The following is a 25,381-nucleotide window of genomic DNA, read 5'->3' as shown; positions in this document are numbered from 1 at the left end:
GCGTAAGCGATGGATAACTGGCTGTTGCATTATTTATTATACCATGGCGATGCGCATTTTCAATGGGAATGTTTTCAACCCCGGTGAAAAACGGTCATTTTTGCCAAAGCGATGGAGTTCGCCAGGAAAGAAGAGCCGATGTTTCAATGCTTCTCCACTGGAGAAGATTCGATTGAGAACTGTTTTTCCCATACACCACCGACTCCCTATAAGGCTGGTGAAAAACGGGTTTTGCGCCCAGATCGGCGGCGCTGGACGAGAAAGGCATGTCGATCTGACAAAGTTTCTCTAAATAGAAAAAGAATTGGGATCTCCCGTTTTTTCTTTGAATCACCAACCCTCTATAGTTTTTGCCGCTCGCGGAACGCCCGCTCGATTTCGCGCTGCGCTTCTTTCCGCTTCATGTCTTCCCGTTTGTCGTATTTTTTCTTCCCTTTGGCCACTCCAAGCTCCACTTTGGCAAAGCCATTTTTAATATACAATTTCAGCGGCACGAGCGTATACCCTTGCTCTTTCGTATAGCCGATCAGCTTGTTGATTTCGCGGCGGTGCAAAAGGAGCTTTCTCGTCCGCAGCGGATCATGGTTGTAGCGGTTGCCTTGTTCATACGGGCTGATATGCATGTTATGAAGAAACACTTCCCCTTTTTCCACTTTGGCGAACGAATCTTTCAAGTTCACCCGGCCGTTGCGGATCGATTTGATTTCCGTCCCTTGCAGCACAAGGCCGGCTTCATACGTTTCTTCGATGAAATAGTCGTGGTGCGCTTTTTTGTTTTGGGCGATCACTTTTCCTTCGCCTTTCGGCATCCGTTTTCCCCCTCCTCATTGTAGCGTTTCTTATTTTACCAAAAACGAAAAAGAAGGAAAAGCCGCCCGTTCGGCTTTTCCTCACCGTTTTTTCTTTTTCTTCTTTTTCGCCTTCGCGCTGCGGTTTGAGCCGCTTTGCGCTTTCGGCTCCGCCTTCGCTTTTCCTTTCTTTTGCTTTTTCCCTTCAATGACGACCGGAGCGGCTTTCGCTTTCGGCGGACGGCGTCCCTTCATGCCGACGACTTCAAAATCGACGATCCGTTCGTCTTTGTTCACGTTGATGACGCGGACGGTGATTTCATCGCCGATGCGGTACATTTTCCCGGTCCGTTCGCCGATCAACGCGTAGTGGCGTTCGTCGTAGCGGTAATAGTCGTCCGTTAAGTAGCTGACGTGCACCAAGCCTTCGATCGTGTTCGGCAGCTCAACGAACAAGCCGAAGTTCGTCACCGAGCTGATAATGCCGTCAAACTCCATCCCGATTTTGTCTTCCATAAACTCGGTTTTCTTCAGATCGTCCGTCTCCCGCTCCGCCTCAACGGCGCGCCGCTCCATATCGGAAGCGTGTTCCGCAATTTCAGGCAGCTTTTCCGCCCATTTTTGCTGGGTGTCAAGATCCATCTGGCCGTTAATGAGATACGTCCAGATCAACCGATGGACGATCAAATCCGGGTAGCGGCGGATCGGTGACGTAAAATGGGTGTAAAACTCGGTCGACAGGCCGTAATGGCCGAGGCTCTCGGCGTCATAGCGCGCCTGTTTCATCGACCGAAGCATGACGGTCGAGATCACCATTTCTTCCGGCTCGCCGCGCACCGCTTCGAGAATTTGCTGGAGGGCGCGCGGATGGATTTGGTTGCCCGTTCCTTTCACGACATAGCCGAAGTTCGTGATGAACTCTAAAAAGCGCTGCAGTTTTTCCGGCTTCGGATCCTCGTGAACACGGTAAATAAATGGCACGTTCAACCAATGGAAATGCTCAGCCACCGTTTCGTTCGCCGCCAGCATAAACTCTTCAATCAACCGCTCAGCGACCGACCGCTCGCGCAAGACGACATCGTACGGCTTGCCGTTTTCATCGACAAGCACCTTCGCCTCCTTAAAATCGAAATCAATCGCCCCGCGCTTTATCCGCTTTGCCCGCAAAATGTCGGCAAGCTCAGCCATCAGCTCAAACATCGGCACAAGCGGCGCATATTTTTCCCGCAAGGCTTCGTCTTTGTCAACGAGAATTTTATTGACATCGGAATACGTCATCCGTTCCGCCGTGCGGATGACGCTTGGGAAAATTTCATGGCGGACGACTTCTCCTTGCGGGGTGATTTCCATTTCGCACGAGAGCGTCAGCCGATCGACTTTCGGGTTGAGCGAGCAAATGCCGTTCGACAGCCGATGCGGGATCATCGGGATGACGCGGTCAACCAAATAAACGCTCGTGCCGCGTTCATACGCCTCGCGGTCAATAGGCGAGCCTTCCTCAACATAGTAGCTGACATCGGCGATATGAACGCCGAGCTTATAGTTGCCGTTTTCAAGCTTTGTCACGGTGACGGCATCGTCCAAATCCTTCGCATCTTCCCCGTCGATCGTGACGATCATCTCGCCGCGCAAATCGCGGCGCCCTTCCAAGTCTTTCTCCGTAATGACATCCGGCACCCGGTTGGCGTGCTCGATCACGTCTTCTGGAAATTGAAGCGGAAGGCCGTATTTATAGATGATCGCCAAAATGTCGACGCCCGGGTCGTTTTTATGGCCGAGAATTTGGACGACTTCCCCTTCAGCGCTCATTCGTCCTTCCGGGTACGAGGTGAGCCGGGCGACGACTTTATGCCCTTCGACCGCGCCGTTCGCCGCGTTTTTCGGAATGAAAATGTCGTTGACGATCCGTTTGTCATCGGGGATGACAAAGCCGAAATATTTGCTTTCCGTGTACGTGCCGACGACTTCTTTCACCCCGCGCTCCAAAATGCGGACGATCGTTCCTTCGCGGCGCGCCCCGGATGAATCGGCTTGGACGCGCACAAGCACCGTGTCGCCATGCATGGCGTTTTTCAGTTCGGACGGCGGGATAAAAATATCATCCAGTCCCGGCTCCTCCGGTGTGACAAACGCGAATCCTTTCGGGTGGCCAATCACCTTGCCGCGCACGAGATTCATCCGCTCGGGCACGCCGTAGCGGTTGCTGCGCGTCCGGACGACAAGACCTTCCTCTTCCATGGCGACAAGCGTTTTGACAAACGTTTTAAACTCCTCAGCATCCGCAATCCCAAACGCTTCCTCCAGTTCCTCAACGGTCAGCGGTTTGTACGCCTCATCGCGCATAAACGTTAAAATTCGTTCGGCCAACACATGATCCATTGGCCATCCCCTCCTTTCTCCATTACCAATCTAACGATTCAAGAAATGCATAAATATCTTCATGCAGCTGATCTTTTTCTTGATCAAGCGTAATCACATGGCCTGATTGCTCATACCATTTGATTTGTTTGACCGGCGATTCAATTTCGTTATAAATGATGTTCGCGCTGTCTGGATTGATCATCTCATCATGGCGCGCTTGGACGACGAACGTCGGCGCATAAACCAAATCAAGGTGGGCGCGCACATCGGCAATGAGTTCTTGCAAGGCTTTCAACGTCTTCATCGGCGTTTGTTTGAACCGTTCCATTTCCTGTTCGATTTGTTCCTCTGATTTCCCTTCCCGCTTTTTATACTCGCGCGCATACTCGAGCACACCTTCGTACATCGTTTCTTCGCTTTTGATGTACATCGGCGCGCACATCGTCACAATGCCTTCTATAGGTACAGTGTAGCCTAATTTGAGAGAAAATACGCCTCCAAGCGACAATCCAGCCACGGCAATTTTTTCGTAGCCTTTGTTTTTCAAAAACTGATAGCCGTTCATGACGTCTTGCCACCAATCATCCGGTCCGGTGTGGACGAGCTCTTCCGGCGGCACGCCATGCCCTTTGTAAATCGGAGCGTGGCACGTATACCCTTTCGATTCCAAGAATCGCCCAAGCATCCGAACGTCGGCGGAATTGCCGGTAAACCCATGCAAAAGCAGCACCGCCCGCTCCCCGGCTTCAAAGAAAAACGGCTTCGGCGGAACAATTTTCATCATAGGTTCTCCTTCCTCTCTGGTGTGAAATAGAAAGGGCAGCCCTTCATTCTATGGACCGCCCCATGTTTGACTTATGATGGCTGTACGTACGTAACCAAGATCGTCAATACGAAAAACAAGACGGCCAACACGACCGTGACGCGCTGAAACACCGCATCGAGCCCACGGGCTTTCTGCTTCCCGAACAATTGCTCGGCGCCGCCGGTGATCGCCCCCGACAGCCCGGCGCTGCGGCCCGACTGCAGCAAGACAACTGCGATCAGCGCGATCGACACAATGACAAGCAGCGTCACAAGCAAGGCATGCATGCCTGACACCTCCAACGACCGACGTTGCAATAATTTCACTATACCATAGATCGCCGTTGGCGGCAACTGGCGGGCCTGTCTCAACACGACGAAAGGAACAGATTCTCTTTTTTGTGAAACATTAGATTGGAAAGCCCGTCATCTAAAAATTTTAAAAAAATACAAGCCAGAAGATGCTCAAATGGAGGAAATCGATGAAATCATTGACGAATGCCTGGCAAAAATCGCAACGTATCTGACCTGATCTGATCGGCCTGGAGGCAGCGAAAGAATGGAACGATGTTGAAGGAAAGACTACATTTCCTGTCTTTTCTATATAAGTTGCAATAAAGATTTTCCGATTGTTCGATTCTGTTTTCCTTCATAACAAGTCATTTTGATAGAATGCAGCGGGCGTTCTACTGGATGTAAAACAAAGTTTCAACTTATATAGAGGGCTAAATCGAAGGGATGGGGCCAAAAAATTCCCTGCTCCTCCCCTTTGGCATAGATGGGGGAGCGTTTCATCCTCCATCCGCTTGACGCTCCATGAATCGGGTGCGGTATGATCATTGTCGTCCGCCGCCGAAATACGTTACAATAGAAAGCAAATCGGCAACGACTGGAGGGACTTCAATGGCAAGACCGGACGAACGAGTCGTCATCGCGATTGACGGCTATCAATTCAAACGGGCGCGGGAGGCGAAGAAAGGGAAAATTTTCGTCACCTCGCCGATTGGGGCGAACTTTACGTTTGACGTCAACGTCATGCGCAAGCTCATCGAGGCCATCGACCGCGACCCAGCGCTGGCGGAACAGTTCGGGCTTCCTTCTCAGGGGGCAAATCGAGTAGGAGAGGGTGACTAACCCTCGTCCTCTCACACCACCGTACGTACCGTTCGGTATACGGCGGTTCCATTAAGTCTGACGCAGAGATTCATATCGTTGATAAAGACTCTTCAGCCCTTGGCTCTCCCAATAGGAGTTGCCAAGGGCTTTATGCAGGATGGGACTGGCGGCCACTCTCCAATATTTCTTCCGAGTGTTTCCCCATTCATATGCTTTCTGCTTGGGCACTCCTAAACTTTGCAGTTTTCGGACTCTGGTTCTCGGAAGTTTCCACTCTTTCCATTGGCACATGCGCAGCCTTCGTCGAATCCATCCATCTAGTTCTTTGAACACACTTGGGGTCTCTGCTAGCGAAAAGTATCCACACCATCCCAGAATGTATTGATTGAGCTGTTCGATTCGTTCGGGCATGGGAATCGGTTTCGATCGGCTCGTCATGGTGCGTATCCTTTGCTTCATGCGCCGAATGCTTTCCTTTGCAATTCGGATTTTTGGCTCCTTACTTGGGGTGAAGCTAAAACCGAGGAATTTTCTCCTCCACGGACGATCCACTGCCGATTTGGTTTCGTTGACTTTCAGCCGGAGTTTCTTTTCGATGAATGCCGTGATCGATTTCATCACCCGTTCCCCGGCCTTCTTCGTCCTTACGTAGATATTGCAGTCATCCGCATACCGTACAAACTTGTGCCCTCGTTTTTCCAATTCTTTGTCCAGCTCATCCAGGAGAATGTTGGACAGGAGTGGACTGAGCGGCCCTCCTTGTGGAGTCCCCTCTTGTGTTTCCATGACCACCCCGTTGATCATGACCCCTGCCTGTAGATACTTCCGTATCAACTTTAGGAGGATTTTGTCTGGAATTCGTTTCGCTAATATCCCCATCAGTTTGTCATGGTTGACTCGATCAAAGAACTTTTCCAAGTCGATATCTACCACCCATGTATATCCTTCCTGAATATACTGCTTCGCCTTTTTCACCGCGTCGTGTCCTCTTCGACCGGGACGAAACCCGTAGCTGTGTTCCGAAAAGGATGGGTCAAAGATCGGCGTGAGCACTTGGGCGATGGCCTGTTGGATGAACCGGTCTGTCACGGTCGGGATTCCTAGTAACCTGACTCCTCCGTTCGGTTTCGGGATTTCGACCCGTCGGACCGGGCAAGGTTCGTAGGTCCCTTCTTCTAAAGCGTGCCGTATCGCGTCCCAATGTTCCACGAGGTGTCTTCGCAGGTCTTTGACGGACATTCCATCGGTTCCATGGGACCCTTTATTCTTTTCCACTTGTTTGAGTGCTCGCAGGAGATTCTCTCGTGACATTACCTGTTTCATCCACATTCCGATTCTTCCTCTCTACGTGAACGGTCCGTTCTATTTGTGCCATCTTCTTCTCCACCCTCTTGAGGTTCCCCATGGACTTCACCATTTCCCCCCTCAAGCAGGCCCTTTCGGGTTATCTGCTTCATCAAAGAAGATGAACGCCTAGTGGCCGTTCTCCTTCATGGTTCGGTCCTTCCCCTTCTATCTAAGCTAGACGGGTACTATGACCTCTGCTGACTTCTGTCCGTTCAGCGTTGGATCGCTCCAACGGTTGCCAAGCGCACTTGGCTTCCCGGACAGACCTCCCCGGGTAAGAGTGCAGTCTTTCCTTCCATCCATCTGCTTCATTTACTCGGTATCACCTTCGGCAGAAAGGGCTTCGTTTTGTCGTGCAAACTCACCCAATGATACCCAGCCTCCTATGAAGTTCGTGTTCCTCAGACCGGAAGTTTGCCGCCCGCTTCCTTCAGATTCTGCGTCGCCGCAGACACCCTTGCGTTAAGCTAACTGCTACTTCTGCCTTCGCAGTTCGGGACTTTCACCCTATAGACTGCACCCATGCCGGGCGCACACGAATAACAAAGGAACGGCGGTTGGCCGTTCCTTTGTTGGTTTAGCGGAGAGAGGCCGAAGCTCCATTTTTTCACAGATGGCGGTGCTCCCTCACGAATCAAATCTTCTAGCGTCCTTGCCATGCCGCTCGCTCGCGGCCAAACGGATCATCTTCGACATGGCTGGCGGCTGAAAAGACAAAGGCCGCCTTGCGCTCGCTCGTATACGCCGGCCACGCTTCCGGCAAGTGATCGCCGTTCGGGTTGCCGGTGCGGGCAAACGCCAGCCAGGCGTAATGCATTTGGTCAGCGATCGCCTCGCGCTCCGGCCGGTTGCCGACGAAATTCGCGACGCCCGGCTGATGGAGATTGTGAAACACAAACGGCAGCTCGAGCGCGTGGCATGCTTTCAGCTGTCCGCCGAACACCGGCGTCTCATAATCAAACCGGTACATGTACACATCCGCTCCGTGGGCCGCTTGGGCGTCCGCTGTCCGCAGCATCCCCTCGACAAAAACACGGTACGTCATGATGCGCAGCCACGTTTGCCAGTCGGGCGCCGACGGCTCCGCCGTCTCTGCATAATAGCGAATCGCCGCCTCCGGCACGGGCCCGACTTCACGGTTGATCCGGTCAAGCAGTTCTTTTTCGCCAAGCTTTGTCCACGATGGATCCGTCAAGGTAAACAGGTTGTACTCGTCTTTCGTCACGCCGATGAGAATCGGAATGCCGCTGGCCGCCCCGTCGTGGAGCGCCTCGATCGGATGGCGCCGCAATACGCGGCCATCCACCACCGGACCGTACATGATTCCCGGACCGAGCGACAGCGCCGCCCGCAGCAGCTCCTCGGCGGGAATCGACAAGAGCCGGCCGCGGTCACCCGGGCGGATGCCGGCGCGCTCGAGAATGCGCTCGGTCATCGCCATGGCGGTCTTGGGCGAACGGAGGAGAAGCGCTCCCGAACCGCTTTGCAAAATGGCGCGCCGAAACAGCCCGCTGGCCTCCGGAAGCGACAACAGCACGCCGACGCTCGCCGCTCCCGCCGATTCACCGAAAATCGTCACATTGTCCGGATCACCGCCAAACGCCGCAATGTTCTCCTTCACCCAGCGCAGCGCCGCCACTTGGTCCAAAATGCCGAGATTCCCGGCTTGCGCGTACGCTTCGCCGAACGAATCACCGAGATGCAAAAAGCCAAACACGTTCATTCGGTAGTTGATCGTTACGACGACGACATCGCCGTGTTTCGCCAACGCCGTCCCGTCATACCACGGCGAAGAACCCGAGCCGAACAAAAAGGCGCCGCCGTGAATCCAGACGAGCACCGGCCGCTTCTTCCCATCCGCCGCCGGCGACCAAACGTTCAGGTACAGCCCGTCTTCGCTCGGCGGCTCGCTCATCCGCCCGAGCAATCCGCTGAAAATCGGATCCGACGGCTGCATCACGACAGGACCGAAGGCAGTCGCCTCCCGCACCCCATCCCATGCCTCAGGCGGCTCCGGCGGCAAAAAACGGCGTTCACCGACCGGCGCTTTCGCATACGGAATTCCTTTCCAAACGAAAACGCTTCCATTCACCACACCGCGCAGCCGCCCATACCGTGTTTCAACAACGGTTCGTTCCATCCTCTTCCCACTCCTCTGAATATTTGGACGATTCAAAAATATTATAAACCAACAGCCAGTCTGCGTCCATCGTTTTGCGACCGCACGCGAGGTTCTCATACCGCGTCCAAAAGAGAGGTGCCCCGCCCATGCACAAAAGTAAAGATAGACGCGGCCGAAACAGTCAGCGCCATGAAAAAGATGATTCTAGGCGCGATCACCTTAAGCGGCGTTGTTCGGTCGCCCGACAGTCGATCAAATACTCGGGAAAAGCTGCAAATGGTAAAGCTTCAAATTGCATCTATATAGTTGAGCAAATTCACTAATAAACTGTAGGTTGGTCTCTTTGTTAACGGAAAATATTGTAATGAAAATTGCTCATCTACAGTCAAGAAAAATTAATTTGCGATCTCCATCAGCAAGTGCAACAAAGGCCGGGTTCACCTTCAGTTTTGTATCGTTTCGGGAGACAGTTTCTTTCCATTTCTCACACCCAACCATTAAAAACAAACAGATGCAATAAATGAAAATCATAATTTTACAGGCGTGTTGATTAACCAATAATATCCATAAAAAGCATAGAAAAAAGAGCACCTTTCCTGTAGAATGTAAGTAACGACGCAAACAAACCTAGGAGGCGCTCTCTGTGCACAAGCATACCACACTCCCAAATTTGATGCAAAAAATTGTTTCTGATGAGGATCGGATTTTACTTGTCAATTCGGAACAAAACAATGTCGTTCCAAAAAGCGCCATCGCGTCGTGATCTTTCAGGATGCGAACGAGCATGACATCCGTGTGGTCACGAACCTCTTGAAGGCATCGGCGGAAAAGATTGCCGAGATGTATCAAGCGCGTCATCATAAAACGACTATTTACGATCCCATCTGATGAAGAGGCGTAGCTTTCCTAAATGCGTCAAGACGTCTTGATCACCGCCAGCCATTCGATTCTCTTTTCGCCTCCGTCAAAACGACAGGCGCCCCCTCCGTTGGGGACGCCTGTTCCCGTTATTTTTTCAAATTGTAAAACGAGCGGATGCCTTGGTAAATGGCCGTGTGGCCGAGTTCATCTTCAATGCGGAGCAGCTGGTTGTATTTCGCGACGCGGTCGGTGCGCGACGGCGCGCCCGTTTTGATTTGGCCGGCGTTGGTGGCGACGGCGATGTCCGCGATCGTGCTGTCTTCCGTTTCGCCGGAACGGTGCGAGACGACGGCGGTGTAGCCGGCGCGTTTCGCCATTTCGATGGCGTCAAACGTTTCGGTGAGCGTGCCGATTTGGTTCACTTTGATCAAAATCGAGTTGCCGACGCCTTTTTCAATGCCTTCGGCCAGTTTTTTCGTGTTTGTGACAAACAAGTCGTCGCCGACAAGCTGGACTTTTTTGCCGAGCCGCTCGGTCAGCAGTTTATGGCCTTCCCAGTCGTTTTCATCGAGCCCGTCTTCGATCGAGATGATCGGATATTTCGATACAAGCTCTTCATACCAAGCGACCATTTCTTCCGACGTTTTCACAACGCCTTCGCCTTCAAGATGATATTTGCCGTCTTCTTTGTTGTACAGCTCGGACGAGGCAACGTCCATGGCGAGCATCACTTGTTCGCCCGGTTTGTAGCCGGCTTTTTCGATCGCTTCGATGATCGTTTGCAGCGCTTCTTCGTTCGATTTCAAGTTCGGGGCGAAGCCTCCTTCATCGCCGACGGCGGTGTTGTAGCCTTTCGCTTTCAGCACCGCTTTTAAGCTGTGGAAAATTTCCGCCCCCATGCGCAGCGCTTCGCGGAAGCTTTCCGCGCCGACCGGCATGATCATAAATTCTTGAATGTCGACGTTGTTGTCCGCATGCGCGCCGCCGTTTAAAATGTTCATCATCGGCACCGGCAGCGTTTTGGCGTTAAAGCCGCCTAAGTATTGGTACAGCGGCAGGCCAAGCTCGTCCGCTGCCGCGCGGGCCACGGCGAGCGAGACGCCCAAAATGGCGTTGGCGCCAAGCTTGCTTTTGTTTTCCGTGCCGTCTAATTCAATCAGCTTCCGGTCGATCGCCACTTGGTCGGCGACCTCCAGGCCGATGATTTCCGGCGCGATGATTTCGTTGACGTTTTCGACCGCTTTTAACACCCCTTTGCCGAGGTAGCGGTTTTTATCGCCGTCGCGCAGTTCGACCGCTTCATATTCCCCGGTCGAGGCGCCGCTCGGCACCAAGGCGCGGCCGAAGCCGCCGTCTTCTGTGTACACTTCCACTTCCACCGTCGGGTTGCCGCGCGAATCGAGCACTTCGCGAGCGTAGACATCGATAATGGCAGACATGGGAACACACTCCTTTTCGTATCGTTTTCTCAAGATCATCATTATTTGACAATCAACGATTTCCCCGTCATTTCTTTCGGCTGCGGCAAGCCGAGCAAATCGAGCATCGTCGGCGCCAAATCGCCTAAGATGCCGCCGTCTCTAAGCTTGATGCCTTTTTTCGTCACGATGACCGGCACCGGATTCGTCGTATGAGCCGTTTGCGGCTTGCCGTCCGGCGTCAATACTTCATCGGCGTTGCCGTGGTCGGCGGTGATGATGGCGATGCCGCCTTTGGCCAAAATGGCATCGACGACTTTGCCGAGGCATTCGTCCACTGCCTCCACCGCCTTGATCGTCGGTTCGAGCTTGCCCGAATGGCCGACCATATCCGGGTTGGCGTAGTTCAAAATGATCGCATCGTACTTATCGGCTTCAATTTCCTTGAGCAGCGCATCGGTCACTTCATAGGCGCTCATTTCCGGCTTCAAGTCATACGTCGGCACTTTCGGCGAGTTGATCAAAATCCGGTCTTCGCCTGGAAATTTCTCTTCGCGGCCGCCGCTCATAAAAAACGTCACGTGCGGATATTTTTCGGTCTCGGCGATGCGCAGTTGGCGCAGTCCGTGCTGCGACAGCACTTCCCCAAGCGTGTTGTCAAGGTTCGTCGGCTTGAACGCCACGTACCCTTTCACCGTTTCGCTGAAATGGGTCAAGCAGACAAAGAACAAATGCTTCGGATGTTTCGGGCCGCGGTCAAACTCGCGGAAATCTTCGTTCGTAAACGTGTTTGAAATTTGGATCGCCCGGTCAGGGCGGAAATTATAGAAGATAATCGCGTCATTGTCTTGAATCGTCGCCACCGGCCGGCCGTCTTCGCGGACGATGACCGACGGCAGGACGAATTCGTCGTAAATGCCGTGTTTGTACGAGTCCTCGATGCATTCGAGCGGATCGCGGTACGTCGGCCCTTCCCCGTACACCATCGCCCGATACGCCTTTTCGACGCGGTCCCACCGCTTGTCGCGGTCCATCGAGTAGTAGCGGCCCGATAACGTCGCGATTTCGCCGACGCCATATTCCTTGATTTTTTCCTGCAGTTCTTTGATGTATTGCGGCGCTGTTTGTGGGCCGACGTCGCGGCCGTCCAAAAAGCCGTGGATGTACACGCGTTTTACGCCTTCTTTCGCCGCCAAGCGCAAGAGGGCGTACAAATGGTGAATATGGCTGTGCACCCCGCCGTCGGAAAGCAAGCCGAACAAATGCAAGCTTGTCCCATGTTGTTTCACATGGTTCATCGCCGCCAAAAACGTTTCATTTCGGTCAAACTCGCCTTCGCGAATGGCAATGTTGACTCGCGTTAAGCTTTGGTACACAATGCGCCCGGCGCCGATGTTGAGATGGCCGACTTCCGAGTTGCCCATCTGCCCTTCCGGAAGCCCGACCGCCTCGCCGCACGCCTTGAGCGTTGTGTGCGGGTATTCGTTCCAATAGCGGTCAAAGTTCGGTTTGTTCGCCTGAGCGACCGCATTGCCGTACGTTTCGTCGCGCAGCGCAAATCCGTCTAAAATGATGAGCGCAACCGGTTTTTTACTCATGGCGCCCCGCCTCCACCAATTGCAAGAATGAAGCCGGCTCGAGGCTCGCCCCGCCGACTAAGGCGCCGTCGATCTGTTCTTGCGCCAAGAAGTCGCGGATGTTGTCTGGTTTGACGCTGCCGCCGTATTGAATGCGGATCGCTTCCGCCGCCTCCGGGCCAAACAGGCGCGAAACAACCGAACGGATATGGCCGCAGACGCTGTTGGCGTCTTCCGGTGTTGATGATTTGCCCGTCCCGATCGCCCAAATCGGCTCGTAAGCGATGACCGCTTGCTTCACTTGTTCCGGCGTCAAGCCGGCGAGCGCTTTTTCCACTTGCGAGGCGACAACGGCGTTCGTCTGCCCCGCTTCCCGCTCCTCAAGCGATTCGCCGCAGCAAATAATCGGTATAAGCCCGCGGGTGAAGGCGGCCAACACTTTTTTGTTCACGGTCTCATCTGTTTCGGCGAACATTTGCCGGCGCTCCGAATGGCCGAGGATGACGTACGTGACGCCGAGGTCTTTCAGCATGACCGGGCTCACTTCGCCTGTGTACGCCCCTTGATCGGCAAAGTGCATCGTTTGCGCCCCGATTTTTAAATCCGTGCCGTCTGCCGCTTGCACCAACCGATCCAAAAAGAGAAACGGCGCGCAAACGACGGAATCGACTTCGTCGGCCGGCGGCACGTGCCCTTTTACGTCCTCGACAAATTGAACAGCTTCCGCCAATGTTTTATGCATTTTCCAGTTGCCTGCAATGATGCGTTTTCTCATCGTTCACCCTTCCTTTCAATGGGCGGCGTCAGCCGCCATGCGCCAAATCCGGCGCCGTGGGTCATTTGTCTTCGAGCGCGACGACACCCGGCAGCTGTTTTCCTTCCATAAACTCGAGCGAAGCGCCGCCGCCGGTGGAGATATGATCCATTTTGTCGGCCAAGCCGAATTTCTCAACCGCCGCCGCCGAATCCCCGCCGCCGATGACCGAATAGGTGTCGAGCGCTTCCGCCAGTGCTTCGGCGATCGCTTTTGTCCCGTGGGCGAACGCTTCCATTTCAAAGACGCCCATCGGGCCGTTCCAGACAACGAGCTTCGATTGACGAATGACATCGCGGTACAATTCGCGCGTTTTCGGGCCGATGTCAAGCGCCTCCCAATCGCTCGGAATGGCGTCGATGGCGACGACTTTCGTGTTGGCGTCGTTCGCAAACCGGTCGGCCACGACCACGTCCACCGGCATATAAAAACGGACGCCTTTTTCTTTCGCCTTTTCCATAAACGATTTGGCGAGTTCGATTTTGTCCTCCTCAAGCAGCGACTTGCCGACGTCATGGCCGAGCGCTTTGACGAACGTATACGCCAGTCCGCCGCCGATGATCAAGTTGTCAACTTTTTCAAGCAAATTGTCGATGACGCCGATTTTGTCTTTCACTTTCGCGCCGCCGATGATCGCCGTAAACGGGCGGTCCGGATTCGAGAGCGCTTTGCCGAGCACTTCGAGTTCTTTTTCCATCAAAAACCCGGCCACCGCAGGCAAGTAATGGGCGATGCCTTCCGTCGACGCATGAGCGCGGTGGGCGGCGCCGAACGCATCGTTGACATACAGATCCGCGAGCTCCGCAAACGCTTTGGCCAGCTCTGGATCGTTTTTCTCTTCGCCAGGGTAAAAACGGACGTTCTCAAGCAAGAGCACGTCGCCTTCGTTCAAACGGTCGACCGCCGCTTTCACCTCATCGCCGACCGCTTCATTCGTTTTGGCGACCGGCCGTTCAAGCAGCTCGCCGAGCCGCTTCGCAACGGCATCCAAACGCAATTCTTCGACCACTTTTCCTTTCGGGCGGCCGAGGTGGCTCGCCAAAATGACTTTCGCCCCGTGCTCGATCAAATAGCGGATCGTCGGGAGTGCGGCGCGAATGCGCGTGTCATCGGTGATGGCGCCTTGCTCCATCGGAACGTTGAAATCGACGCGGCAAAAGACGCGCTTTCCCCTCACCTCAACGTCGCGGATCGTCTTCTTGTTCATCGTTCGTGCCCCCTTTTGGCTGCAGTTTGGACAAAGGAAAAGGAGTGGGGATCATTTCCCCGCTCCCCTCCATTTCCCTATTATAGACTTGAACGGATGGAAAACTCAACGCCAAGCTGGTTTTACAGCCCTTTCGAGGCGATGTAGGCGGCCAAGTCGACGACGCGGTGCGAATAGCCCGTTTCGTTGTCATACCACGAAACGACTTTCACCATTTTGCCTTCAATGACCATTGTCGACAACGCGTCGATCGTCGACGAAGCGGTGCTGCCGTTGTAGTCGCGCGACACGAGCGGTTCTTCGCTGTAGGCCAAAATGCCTTTCAGCTCGCCTTCCGCTGCTGCTTTCAACGCGGCATTCACTTCTTCGACCGTCACTTCTTTTTCCAATTCCGCCACCAAGTCAACAACGGATACGTTCGGCGTCGGCACACGCATTGCCATGCCGTTCAATTTGCCTTTCAGTTCCGGCAAGACAAGCGCAACAGCTTTCGCCGCCCCGGTCGTCGTCGGAATGATCGATTCCGCGGCCGCGCGAGCCCGGCGCAAATCTTTATGCGGCAAGTCCAAAATTTGTTGGTCGTTTGTGTACGAGTGAACGGTCGTCATCATGCCGCGGACGATGCCGAATTTTTCATGCAGCACTTTGGCAAACGGCGCCAAGCAGTTCGTCGTGCACGAAGCGTTCGAGATGACATGATGGGCTTTCGGATCGTATTTGTCTTGGTTGACGCCCATGACGATCGTAATATCCTCGTCTTTCGCCGGTGCGGAAATGATCACTTTTTTCGCACCCGCTTCCAAATGTTTGGCGGCGTCTTCGCGTTTCGTGAAGCGGCCGGTCGACTCAACGACGATGTCAACGCCGATCTCGCCCCACGCCAAGTTCGCCGGATCGCGTTCCGCCTTGACGATGATTTCTTTGCCGTTGACGACCAAGTTGTTGCCGTTCACCGACACTTCGGCATCCAGACGGCCATGGACGGAGTCGTACTTCAACAAATGAGCAAGCGTATTCGCATCGGTTAAATCGTTCACCGCCACCACTTCAATGTCCGGGTTTTTCAATGCCGCGCGGAAGACGTTGCGTCCGATGCGGCCAAATCCGTTGATTCCCACTTTGACTGCCATCTTATTTTCCTCCTTGCGATTGGATTGTATCAGCAAGGGAGATTACTCCCCTACGAACGCTTTTGCGGCTCCTTCGTCCGTCACCAATAGCGAGTGCGGCGCCCGTTTCATGTACGCGCGAATGGCTTTCGCCTTCGACGCCCCTCCGGCGACGGCGATGACATGCTCGACATGCGGGAGGTGTTCAAGTTGAATGCCGACTGTTTTCACTTTATGGACGACGTCGCCGTACTCGTTGAAATAGTAGCCGAACGCCTCGGCGACCGCATGGCGGGCGATGATGTTCTCCATCTCTACAGGCGGCGTCTTCCGCCGCTTGGCCATCGTCACCGCTTCACCGATGCCATGGACGACCATGCGGCATGATTGGATGAGCTCAAGCACTTCTTTCACCGCCGGCTCTTCGACAAGCGACGCGTACGCTTCATCGCTCAGCTGGTCAGGCACGTGCAGCAACCGATAGCGGCCCATCGCTTTTTCCGCCATTTTCGCACAAATCGTGTTCGCCTGATTCTCGACATCTTCGCCAAGGCCGCCGCGCGCCGGCACGAACAACACATCGCGAAGCTTCGAATCCGGCGTCATCATCTCCGCGACCGCCGCCATCGTCGTTCCGCCGGCCACGGCGACGATGTCCCCGGGCTCAAGCAGCTCCTTCATGCAGGCGACACACGCTCTACCCATTTCTTTTTTTACCCAAGGGGAACGGTCGCTATCCCCGGCAACGACAATCACCCGCGGAATGCCGAGCTGTTCCTGCAGCGCGGCTTCCAGCTCTTTGAGTCCGAGCGCTTCCCGCATCAAATCATTGAGCGTATGAAGGAGCGCCTGGCCTTCCTCCGTCAACCGCATGCCCGACACATCGGCGGAAAGCAAGTTTTGTCCTTTCAAAAATTCTGTTTCCGACCGGAGCACCCGCTCACTCATGCCGAGGCTCGCCGCCAGCGCCCGCCGCCCGATCGGCGCCATAAGCGAAATGGAGTGCAAAATTTGATATCGTTTTTGCATAACGTCAAGCAAGTCAGGCAATAATTTTTTTTGTGCCTCCAATAACGGCTGCATGGATCCTTTCTCCTCGATTGAATATAGGGACATCTTATGTCCCGGTATGACATATTATGTCCCGCAGTGCCATAAAAAATTCCTCCCGCGCCATTTTCATTATAGCAGGAGGACGATAGCCGTTCAACTGTTTTGCGCCCGCCGCAACCGTTTTCTCACCGCTTCTTTTTCAATCGCTCCCCAGCCGATTTCTTCGCCATCCAATTCCACAACCGGGATCATCAGCTGATATTTTTCCAGCAGTTCATCATCTTTGTAAATATCAATTTCTTCCAGCGTAAACGAATAGTCCGCCCGCAGCTCCGTCAAAACGGCTTTCGCTTTGTCGCAGAGCGGGCAATTGGTTTTCGTATACAATCGGATATGCATTCATTTCTTCCTCTCTTTCTACAGCAGTTGCCGTTTCGATTGGCCGCCCGTTACGGCAGGCCGATATATTGCCTCCGCTTTGCCGAAGACGGGATGCGCAGCTGCTCGCGGTATTTGGCGACTGTGCGGCGCGAAATGGCGATGCCGTGCCGATCGCGAAGCAAATCAGCAAGCTGTTGGTCAGACAGCGGCGCCCGCCGATCTTCCTCGGAAATAAGGGCCTCAATGATCGCTTTCACGCGGGCGGACGATGCCGCTTCATCCCCTGCGGCCGTCGCGGCGTTTGAAAAGAAACGGCGCAACTCCACGGTGCCAAACGGCGTTTGCACATATTTATGCCGGACCGCGCGGCTCACCGTCGATTCATGAACGCCGAGCTCCTCGGCCACCTCGCGCATCGTCATCGGCTTGAGCGCCGAAAGCCCAAACTCCAAACACGAGCGCTGGCGGTCGATGATGACGGCCGTCAAATGGAGAAGCGTCTGTTTCCGTTGCTCCAAACTTTTCGCGAGCCATGTAAACTGCCGATATTTTTCTTTGATAAACTGTTCGGCATGCCGGTCGCCGGATGCAGCGATGCGCCGCTCGTACTCCCGATTCCATTCGAGCTCCGGATGGATGTCATCATTATAGGCGGCCATCCAGTCCCCTTCCGCCCCGCGGACGACGATGACATCCGGCACCACCAAAGGCGGTGTTTCGCTCGAATAGTGAATGCCTGGCCGCGGCTCGAGTGTGCGAATGAGCTCGAAGACGCGTTGCAGTTCGCCAAGGCTGACGCCAAGCTGCTTGGCCAGCGTTTTCCACGACTTTTCCGCAAAGGGGACAAAATGGTAGCGGACGATCATCTCCGCCAGCTCGTCGCGCTCAGGAAGACGTTCAAGCTGCAGCAAGAGGCATTCCGCCAAATCGCGGGCGCCGACTCCCGGCGGGTCGAGCGACTGCACAAGGCGCAGCCCCCGTTCCATCTCTTGTTCCGATGCGGAAAACCGCGCCGCCAGCTCGGCAAGCGGCACGCGCAAATAGCCATCCTCATCGAGCGAGGCAATGAGATAACGGACGATGCGCTCTTCCCGATCGGCCAGCTTCAACGCAGGCAGCTGAGAAAGCAAATGGCCAACAAGTGTCTCTGCGCGGGCGCCAATGTTCTCGAGCCATTGCTTTTGGTCTCTTTCTGTCCGGCTTGGCCGTTGCCGCACCCGGGTGCGGCGAATTTCCAAAAACGGGTTTTCCAGCGACTGTTCATATAAAAACGCTTCCAAATCCACTGCGGAATATTGCAACAGTTCAATCGCCTGCACAAGTTCCTTTGTCAGCGACAACTGCAGCCGCTGCTCTTGCCATAACTCCGCCCTCATCGTCACGCCTCCCTTTCTTTTATTGTACACAACGGGAGCGGGAGGGGGTAGGAGAAATTTTTGACGGCGGAAAGCGGCCTTGGCGACCGCCCGAACCGGCGCCTGTTCAGACGAAAAAAACCCAATGCCCCGCCCGAGCCCTTGATTTGGGAACCCTCTCGAGGAAAGCGGCGCGTCCGCTGCTGATCTAAAAGAAAAACAGCCGCCTAGGCGGCTGTTTTGCCTCGGCAGGATTACAACCATATACCAAGTATATGTTTTTTAACCTAAGGGTCTTTATTCCTTCCCATTTCCTCCTCACCGCCCCGCGCACTCGTTTATACGTATCGCGCCGGACCCCATGATCTCCATCCAGTCGCCCCAGGTCATTCCGTCCTTTTTCTTCATGTGGTTTAGCTTTTGTTATCGTTCAATACCTCGTGCAACTTCTACACGTGTATCACCTCACCTACATAAAAAGCGCTGCCCAATCGGGTGACGCAACGGAAGGAGGATTCGGTTTGCACCTTTCACTTATTAGTGGCATTTACACGACAAAAAACAAAAAACTGTAGTCTGGATGAAGAAAGAGCGCTTCCAGATACTCCGTGGCGCCATACGCTTTGTCTGCGGACAAAGTCCGAATTGTGATCGACGGTTGGCGAAACCGAATCGAAGCCAGCTGCTCCAAACTCGTTTCCTGTTCCGCCATATTGTCACTACTCTGCAAACGTACTCGCATATTTTAGATGAGATGGAACAAAAAGAATCCCGGCAGGTCGATCTCGCGATGGCGGAACTGGATCGTACCAAATAGCCGTGCAAAATTCGTACAAAATTTTTTCGGATTCTATCGTTTTTTTCGGGATTCCCAAAAAATGAAAAACGACCGCAAACGCGGTCGTATCAAGGGATTTGGGAATCTCAATCCGAACTTGTCGGATCGTTGGAACGCCCTCGGCAGGATTCGAACCCACGCTAAGAGAACCGGAATCTCTCGTGCTATCCACTACACTACGAGGGCATGGAAGTTCATGATTTCTCTATTTCGTTCCGTCGCATGTTCTATTATAGCAGGATCGTGCAAAAATGCAAGGGGAAAATGCAATAAAAAAACAGGAAAAATTAGGCCTTTGTTCCTTCCACATCAATGCCACCGCCACAGGCAACTGGTTAAAAAAATAAAAAAGCGGTTATGATGAAAAGAGGGATGTTCCCGCTAGCCGCGAATATGTTATAAAGAATGGGGAAGGTCGTTTTGTTTGACCTTCATTGACCATTCGTGTATGATTAAGGCGTACATATTGATCCATTAGGATGGAAAAGGAGGCGTTTTTGATGTATTTGATTCCGACTGTCATCGAACAGACGAACCGCGGGGAGCGGGCGTACGACATTTATTCGCGCTTATTGAAAGACCGAATCGTGTTCCTTGGCAGCCCGATCGACGACCAAGTGGCCAACTCGATCGTGTCGCAGCTGTTGTTTTTGGCGGCGGAAGACCCGGACAAAGATATTTCCTTGTACATCAACAGCCCGGGCGGCTCGATCACAGCTGGCCTGGCGATTTACGACACGATGCAGTTCATCAAACCGGACGTATCGACAATTTGCATCGGCATGGCCGCTTCCATGGGGGCGTTTTTGCTTGCCGCCGGTGCGAAAGGGAAACGGTTCGCCTTGCCAAACAGTGAAATCATGATCCACCAACCGCTCGGCGGCGCCCAAGGGCAAGCGACGGAAATCGAAATCGCAGCGAAGCGCATTTTGTTCTTGCGCGACAAATTGAACCGCATTTTATCGGAAAACACCGGCCAGCCGATCGAAGTGATCGAGCGCGATACGGACCGCGACAACTTTATGACCGCGCAAAAAGCAATGGAATACGGCATCATTGACCGCGTGCTGACGCGCGCTGATGAAAAATAAGGCATGCACACGTTGGCAGAACCGCTATAGAGCTGCGCCTGCACCGACATTGACGAAAAAAGGCTGCTTCCGACAAAAACGGAGCAGCCTTTTCCATTCCTTTCCCCGCCAGCCCCACACGCTGCTTTACTTTTCCTTTTGCACATAGGCGGCGAGCTTTTCGATCGCTTCTTGCTCATCCGGACCGTCGGCAATGAGCGTGATCACCGCTCCATGGCCGATGGCGAGGCTCATCAAGCCCATAATGCTTTTCGCGTTGACCCGTTTTCCGTCTTTTTCCAAAAACACATCAGCGGAAAAACGGTTCGCTTCTTGGACAAACAACGCCGCCGGGCGCGCCTGCAGCCCGGTTTTTAATTTCACTTCCACTTGTTTTTCCACCATTCTCCATCTCCCCTTTACAGCGATTTATGGAAATCGACCGGCTTTCCAGCCCGCAGCCGCTCCGCGATCTCATCAATTTTGCGCAGCCGGTGGTTGATGCCGGATTTGCTGATTTTTCCACCGGCAACCATCTCCCCGAGCTCTTTCAGCGTCACGTCTTGATGCTCGATGCGAAGTTTCGCGATTTCCCGCAGCTTGGCCGGCAGTGAATCAAGGCCGATCGTCTCGTCGATGTAGCGGATGTTCTCCACCTGGCGAAGCGCAGCGCCGATCGTTTTGTTCAAATTGGCGGTTTCGCAATTGACAAGCCGGTTGACCGAGTTGCGCATATCGCGGACGATGCGAATGTCCTCAAAGCGGAGCAGCGCTTGATGGGCGCCGATGATGTTCAAAAACTCGGCGATTTTTTCCGCCTCTTTTAAATACGTAATAAACCCCTTTTTCCGTTCCAACGTTTTCGCATTTAAAAAAAAGTGGCTGTTCATCAATTCGCATAACGCCCGGTTATGCTCCTCATACAGCGAAAAAATCTCCAAATGGTAGGACGACGTCTCCGGGTTGTTGACCGAACCGCCGGCCAAAAACGCGCCGCGCAAATACGAGCGCTTGCAGCATTTTTTCTTGACGAGCTCCGGGGAAATGTCATGGATGAGCGAAAAATCGCCGTTGACAATGTGAAGTTCACGAAGCAAAGAAGCCGCACCGTCGGTCACGCGGACGATGTAGACGTTGTTTTTTTTCAAGCGCATTTTCTTGCGGACAAACAGCTCGACGGCGACATCGTAGCCCTTTTTCAATAACGTATAAATGCGCCGAGCGATCGCCGCATTTTCCGTCTGGACATCGATGGCCATTCGCCCGCCGGAAAACGACAGTGAACCGTTCATGCGCAAAAGCGCCGACAGCTCCGCGCGCAAGCAGCAAGGCTTCACCTCTAAATGGGTCAATTCCTTTTTCGTTTCCGATGCAAAAGACACGATCGCTCCACCTCCATTCGTTCCCCGCATCCGGCCGGTTGGAGGTGCCTGACTTTCGGCGCGGCCATCGGGAGCATCACCGCCCATAATGGCGCTTTGCGGCCTACTCGGGTCCCGCCTTTAACGGTGAGGGAGAAGCCCGAGAAGAAGGGCGGCGACTTTCGCCGTATTATGGCGAATGACCCCATCCTCGTACGTGACAATATCGTCGCGGATGACTTGCAACGAAAGCCCGCTGCTGTCGTCACGCACCGGCTCGGCCCGCTCCGCCTCGTAGCGGCGGCGGATCGCTTCCGGGATCGCTCCGCTGTTGATGATCACCGCGTCCAAAAACGGGCCGCCAAGATGAGCATGAAGCGCCTCCACATGGTCGCTCACCGTATAGTGCGGCGTCTCGCCGGCCTGAGTCATAATGTTGCATATATATACTTTTTTCGCCTTCGCCTTGCATACTTCCTGCCCGATTTTCGGCACGAGCAAATTCGGCAAGATGCTTGTGTATAGGCTGCCCGGCCCGATGACAATCAAATCGGCGCGGCGGATGGCATCAACCGTCTCCGGCAGCGGCTCAATGTCTTCCGGCGTTAAAAACACCCTCTTAATTTTTTTTCCCGCACTCGGGATTTTTGACTCGCCAGAGATGATGGAACCGTCTTCCATCTCCGCGTGCAAAACGACGCTCTTGTTCGCTGCCGGCAGCACCTGGCCGCGCACGTTCAACACTTTGCTCATCTCACGGATCGCTTTCACAAAGTCGCCGGTGATCGATGTGAGCGCCGCCAAAATCAAATTGCCGAGCGAATGGCCGGATAAGCCGTTGCCGTTTTGAAAACGGTGCTGGAACAGCTCGACAATGAGCGGTTCGACGTCAGACAGCGCGGCCAATACGTTGCGGACATCCCCGGGCGGCGGAATGTGCAGCTCATCGCGCAGCCGCCCGGAACTCCCTCCATCATCGGCGACCGTGACAATGGCGGTCAAATCCAATTCATGCTGCTTCAGCCCCCTCAGCAGGACGGGAAGCCCGGTGCCGCCGCCGATGACGACCAGTTTCGCTGCTCGTTCGTTTCTCATCGGTGTATGTCCTTTCTCCTCTCCATGTCCCGGTGCGAGACAACCGTTTTATAATCATCTGAAAAATGGCGGGCGATATATTCTGCGAGCGCCACCGAACGGTGCTGCCCGCCCGTGCAGCCGATGGCGATCACCAGCTGGCTTTTTCCTTCGCGCTGGTAATACGGCAGCATAAACGACAACAAGTCAATGAGCTTTTCCAAAAACTTTTGCGTTTCCCCCCACTTGAGCACGTAGGACGATACGTCGTCATCCAACCCGGTTTTCGGACGCATATGTTCAATGTAATGCGGGTTCGGCAAAAAGCGGACGTCAAACACCAAATCTGCATCAATTGGAATGCCGTACTTAAACCCAAACGACATGACGTTGATGGTAAACCCGGATTGAGCGTGCGATGAGAACTGGCGGATGATTTTCTCCCGCAGCTCGCGCGGCTTGAGCCCCGTCGTATCGTAAATGATCTGCGCCCGCCCTTTCAGTTCTTCGAGCAGCTTCCGCTCCAAACGGATTCCTTCAAGCGGGGGCTCGTTCGGCGCAAGCGGATGCGTCCGCCGCGTTTCTTTGTAGCGGGCCACCAACGTCGAATCTTGGGCGTCCAAGAACAACACCTGTGGGATGACCCACGCTTGCTCAGCCAGCTCATCGAGCGCGGCGAACAAATGATCGAAAAAGTCGCGGCTGCGCAAATCCATGACAAGGGCGACTTTGTTCATTTTATTCCCGGATTCTTTGACGAGCTCCAAAAATTTCGGCAGTAGCGTCGGCGGCAAGTTGTCAATACAAAAAAAGCCGAGGTCTTCGAAGCTTTGAATCGCCACCGTCTTTCCCGCGCCGGACATACCGGTGATGATGACGAGCTGAATCGGCTGCAGCGCCCCGTTTTGTCCCATCTCCGCCCCTCCTCTCCATCAGCTCGGATCGAGCCGATATGAAAGCAGCTCGAATTCCTCTGTATAGACAAACACCCCGTACATGACCCCTTTGCCTTTCAAGGCGTAATCCAAAATATGATAGTCTCCAGGGGCCATCGGCAGCGTCGAAAGCGTCTCCACCTGATGCCAAGCAAGCGTCCCTTCTTCGGAAGACGGCACGTTTTCACCAATGAAGTCGTCGGCGAAAAACGTAAACATCATCCACTCCGACACCGTTTCATTCCCATTTTTCATCACGATCGTAAAGACGCCTTTCAGCTCTGGATTTTTCAAATAAATGCCCGTCTCTTCCCGGTATTCACGAATGCATGCTTCACGCACCGTCTCGCCGGGCTCCATTTTCCCGCCCGGAGCGACCCACCAGCCGCGCCTCGGCTTTTGCAAAAGCAGCACTTGGCCGTCTTTATATAATACGCAGTTTGTCACCCGTTGCAATTCGTTCACCCCAACCATCCGCAAACACGCACATAATCATCTTTATTTTACCATAAATAGTTAGGCCGCTCCACCTTCAAACCGCTGGAAACCGTCCGCTTCCCGTCTGCAAAAACCTCGGGGGCCCAACATTCCGCTTCCAGCCGAAAGACGCCATCCCCCGCCGTTTCGAGCGGGGCGGCAGGATGCAAGCGCGCAGGCAAAGAAAAAAGAGACGCGGACAAACGCCCGCGCCAAAAAGGATCTATATAAAAGGGGGTCAATTACTTACTTATAGCATACGACAAATGTGTTGCGCCCGTGTTACATCTGGGTTAAATAACCATTACGATTTGATTGCGATTTGGTTACCGGATCAGCTGACCCCTTGCTTATTGAGCTTTTCTTTCAGTTCCTCAACGTAATGCTGGGCGCTTTGCGCGGCGATGCTGCCGTCGCCGGTAGCCGTCACGATTTGCCGGAGCGTTTTTTCCCGCACATCACCGGCGGCGAAAATGCCCGGCACTTTCGTCTCCATCTTTTCGTTCGTGACGATATAGCCGTTTTCATTCGTGATGCCAAGATTGGCAAACGGCTTCGAGAGCGGCACCATCCCGATGTAAATGAAAACGCCGTCGCACGGAAATTCGCGTTCCTCGCCTGTTTGCGTATGCACAAGCGTCACGCTGCCGACTTTTCCGTCCTTTTCGTTGATTTGTTTCACCGTATGGTTCCAGATGAAATCAATTTTTTCATTGGCGAACGCCCGGTCTTGCAAAATTTTTTGCGCCCGCAGCTTGTCGCGGCGGTGAACGATCGTCACTTTATTGGCAAACCGCGTCAAATAAACGCCCTCTTCGACCGCCGAGTCGCCCCCACCCACGACGACCAAATCTTTTCCTTTGAAAAACGCCCCGTCGCACACCGCACAGTACGAAACGCCGCGGCCGCCGAGCTCCGCTTCACCCGGTACACCGAGTTTTTTATATTCCGCTCCGGTGGCGATGATGACCGCGCGGGCCTTGTACTCTTTATCGCCGACGATGACCGTTTTGTACGCCTCGCCGTCGATGATTTCTTTCACATCGCCGTATGCGTACTCCGCGCCGAATTTTTTCGCATGCTCAAACATTTTCGCCGCCAATTCCGGGCCTAAAATCGTTTCAAAGCCGGGATAGTTCTCGACTTCCTCAGTGTTGACCATCTGCCCGCCCGGAACGCCGCGCTCGATCATCAGCGTCGACAAATTGGCGCGCGATGTATAGACAGCCGCCGTCAGCCCAGCCGGCCCGGCTCCGGCAATAATGACATCGTAAATTTTTTCGTCTGCCACACCGTCCACTCCCTCGCTTGAG

The 25,381-nt window shown here is 54.0% G+C and carries 24 protein-coding genes, 1 tRNA gene and 1 pseudogene; 3 read left to right on the top strand and 23 right to left on the bottom strand.

Annotation, left to right across the window (positions count from 1 at the left end; translation table 11 throughout):
* Positions 1–36: 36 nt before the first annotated feature.
* The 5 genes from ACVX3G_RS05080 to secG form a co-directional block, all read right to left on the bottom strand.
* Positions 37–192 (bottom strand): hypothetical protein, encoded by a 156-nt coding sequence (locus tag ACVX3G_RS05080; protein ID WP_014196709.1) that lies wholly within the window; start codon positions 190–192, stop codon positions 37–39.
* A gap of 149 nt (positions 193–341) precedes the next feature.
* On the bottom strand, positions 342–809 hold the full coding sequence (smpB, locus tag ACVX3G_RS05075) for an SsrA-binding protein SmpB (protein ID WP_013144268.1): 468 nt from the start codon (positions 807–809) through the stop codon (positions 342–344).
* An 81-nt stretch (positions 810–890) separates the two neighbouring features.
* Positions 891–3,167 (bottom strand): ribonuclease R, encoded by a 2,277-nt coding sequence (gene rnr, locus ACVX3G_RS05070; protein ID WP_033026225.1) that lies wholly within the window; start codon positions 3,165–3,167, stop codon positions 891–893.
* Between the two features lie 22 nt (positions 3,168–3,189).
* Positions 3,190–3,930: a carboxylesterase gene (gene estA, locus ACVX3G_RS05065; protein WP_033004594.1), complete on the bottom strand. Its 741-nt coding sequence runs from the start codon at positions 3,928–3,930 to the stop codon at positions 3,190–3,192.
* 74 nt (positions 3,931–4,004) lie between these two features.
* On the bottom strand, positions 4,005–4,241 hold the full coding sequence (gene secG, locus ACVX3G_RS05060; RefSeq protein ID WP_013144265.1) for a preprotein translocase subunit SecG: 237 nt from the start codon (positions 4,239–4,241) through the stop codon (positions 4,005–4,007).
* Between the two features lie 615 nt (positions 4,242–4,856).
* Here secG and ACVX3G_RS05055 point away from each other — a divergent pair.
* A complete protein-coding gene (locus tag ACVX3G_RS05055; RefSeq protein WP_479454588.1) occupies positions 4,857–5,087 on the top strand; it encodes a hypothetical protein in 231 nt (76 codons plus the stop codon).
* Positions 5,088–5,138: 51 nt separating this feature from the next.
* On the opposite strand, the gene ltrA is transcribed toward ACVX3G_RS05055, so the two are convergent.
* Both ltrA and ACVX3G_RS05045 read right to left on the bottom strand, forming a co-directional pair.
* Positions 5,139–6,398, bottom strand: coding sequence for a group II intron reverse transcriptase/maturase (gene ltrA / locus ACVX3G_RS05050; protein WP_011230853.1), 1,260 nt, complete (start codon positions 6,396–6,398; stop codon positions 5,139–5,141).
* Between the two features lie 661 nt (positions 6,399–7,059).
* Positions 7,060–8,556: a carboxylesterase/lipase family protein gene (locus ACVX3G_RS05045; RefSeq protein ID WP_033026229.1), complete on the bottom strand. Its 1,497-nt coding sequence runs from the start codon at positions 8,554–8,556 to the stop codon at positions 7,060–7,062.
* Between the two features lie 681 nt (positions 8,557–9,237).
* On the opposite strand from ACVX3G_RS05045, the pseudogene ACVX3G_RS05040 reads away from it, so the two are divergent.
* Positions 9,238–9,393, top strand: a pseudogene (locus tag ACVX3G_RS05040) (IS4 family transposase); the annotation flags it as partial.
* A 152-nt stretch (positions 9,394–9,545) separates the two neighbouring features.
* Here ACVX3G_RS05040 and eno read toward each other — a convergent pair.
* The 10 genes from eno to ACVX3G_RS04990 all read right to left on the bottom strand — a co-directional run bounded on the left by eno (position 9,546) and on the right by ACVX3G_RS04990 (position 19,337).
* Entirely contained in the window at positions 9,546–10,838 is a 1,293-nt protein-coding gene (gene eno, locus ACVX3G_RS05035; protein WP_011232524.1) for a phosphopyruvate hydratase, read from the bottom strand.
* Between the two features lie 41 nt (positions 10,839–10,879).
* Positions 10,880–12,415 (bottom strand): 2,3-bisphosphoglycerate-independent phosphoglycerate mutase, encoded by a 1,536-nt coding sequence (gene gpmI, locus ACVX3G_RS05030; protein ID WP_013524585.1) that lies wholly within the window; start codon positions 12,413–12,415, stop codon positions 10,880–10,882.
* On the bottom strand, positions 12,408–13,169 hold the full coding sequence (tpiA, locus tag ACVX3G_RS05025) for a triose-phosphate isomerase (RefSeq protein ID WP_033026230.1): 762 nt from the start codon (positions 13,167–13,169) through the stop codon (positions 12,408–12,410). The genes gpmI and tpiA overlap by 8 nt, the downstream gene beginning before the upstream one ends.
* A 61-nt stretch (positions 13,170–13,230) precedes the next feature.
* Entirely contained in the window at positions 13,231–14,415 is a 1,185-nt protein-coding gene (locus tag ACVX3G_RS05020) for a phosphoglycerate kinase (RefSeq protein WP_033026232.1), read from the bottom strand.
* Between the two features lie 122 nt (positions 14,416–14,537).
* The gene (gene gap, locus ACVX3G_RS05015; protein WP_011232528.1) at positions 14,538–15,545 is read right to left on the bottom strand and encodes a type I glyceraldehyde-3-phosphate dehydrogenase; all 1,008 of its coding nucleotides are present in this window, start codon (positions 15,543–15,545) and stop codon (positions 14,538–14,540) included.
* Between the two features lie 42 nt (positions 15,546–15,587).
* Positions 15,588–16,607, bottom strand: coding sequence for a sugar-binding transcriptional regulator (locus ACVX3G_RS05010; protein ID WP_011232529.1), 1,020 nt, complete (start codon positions 16,605–16,607; stop codon positions 15,588–15,590).
* 123 nt (positions 16,608–16,730) lie between these two features.
* Positions 16,731–16,976 (bottom strand): glutaredoxin family protein, encoded by a 246-nt coding sequence (locus ACVX3G_RS05005; protein ID WP_014196719.1) that lies wholly within the window; start codon positions 16,974–16,976, stop codon positions 16,731–16,733.
* Between the two features lie 50 nt (positions 16,977–17,026).
* On the bottom strand, positions 17,027–18,334 hold the full coding sequence (gene rpoN / locus ACVX3G_RS05000; protein WP_021321636.1) for an RNA polymerase factor sigma-54: 1,308 nt from the start codon (positions 18,332–18,334) through the stop codon (positions 17,027–17,029).
* 526 nt (positions 18,335–18,860) lie between these two features.
* Positions 18,861–19,025: a hypothetical protein gene (locus ACVX3G_RS04995; RefSeq protein ID WP_014196720.1), complete on the bottom strand. Its 165-nt coding sequence runs from the start codon at positions 19,023–19,025 to the stop codon at positions 18,861–18,863.
* A gap of 240 nt (positions 19,026–19,265) precedes the next feature.
* Positions 19,266–19,337, bottom strand: a tRNA-Arg gene (locus ACVX3G_RS04990).
* A gap of 314 nt (positions 19,338–19,651) precedes the next feature.
* Between ACVX3G_RS04990 and clpP the strand changes: the two genes are divergently transcribed.
* Complete coding sequence (gene clpP / locus ACVX3G_RS04985; RefSeq protein ID WP_011232532.1) at positions 19,652–20,242, top strand: ATP-dependent Clp endopeptidase proteolytic subunit ClpP; 591 nt, start codon at positions 19,652–19,654, stop codon at positions 20,240–20,242.
* Between the two features lie 126 nt (positions 20,243–20,368).
* On the opposite strand, the gene ACVX3G_RS04980 is transcribed toward clpP, so the two are convergent.
* From ACVX3G_RS04980 to trxB, 6 genes are all read right to left on the bottom strand, one after another.
* Positions 20,369–20,626 (bottom strand): HPr family phosphocarrier protein, encoded by a 258-nt coding sequence (locus tag ACVX3G_RS04980; RefSeq protein WP_011232533.1) that lies wholly within the window; start codon positions 20,624–20,626, stop codon positions 20,369–20,371.
* Between the two features lie 14 nt (positions 20,627–20,640).
* The gene (gene whiA / locus ACVX3G_RS04975) at positions 20,641–21,603 is read right to left on the bottom strand and encodes a DNA-binding protein WhiA (RefSeq protein ID WP_011232534.1); all 963 of its coding nucleotides are present in this window, start codon (positions 21,601–21,603) and stop codon (positions 20,641–20,643) included.
* 120 nt (positions 21,604–21,723) lie between these two features.
* On the bottom strand, positions 21,724–22,677 hold the full coding sequence (locus ACVX3G_RS04970) for a gluconeogenesis factor YvcK family protein (protein WP_011232535.1): 954 nt from the start codon (positions 22,675–22,677) through the stop codon (positions 21,724–21,726).
* On the bottom strand, positions 22,674–23,570 hold the full coding sequence (gene rapZ / locus ACVX3G_RS04965; protein ID WP_011232536.1) for an RNase adapter RapZ: 897 nt from the start codon (positions 23,568–23,570) through the stop codon (positions 22,674–22,676). Before rapZ ends, ACVX3G_RS04970 begins: the two co-directional genes overlap by 4 nt.
* Before the next feature lie 18 nt (positions 23,571–23,588).
* On the bottom strand, positions 23,589–24,065 hold the full coding sequence (locus ACVX3G_RS04960) for an NUDIX hydrolase (protein ID WP_014196721.1): 477 nt from the start codon (positions 24,063–24,065) through the stop codon (positions 23,589–23,591).
* 337 nt (positions 24,066–24,402) lie between these two features.
* On the bottom strand, positions 24,403–25,359 hold the full coding sequence (trxB, locus tag ACVX3G_RS04955) for a thioredoxin-disulfide reductase (RefSeq protein ID WP_011232538.1): 957 nt from the start codon (positions 25,357–25,359) through the stop codon (positions 24,403–24,405).
* Positions 25,360–25,381 lie beyond the last annotated feature (22 nt).

The organism is Geobacillus sp. PLS 41, assembly GCF_056494105.1.
This window is presented reverse-complemented; position numbering and strand designations above follow the sequence as displayed.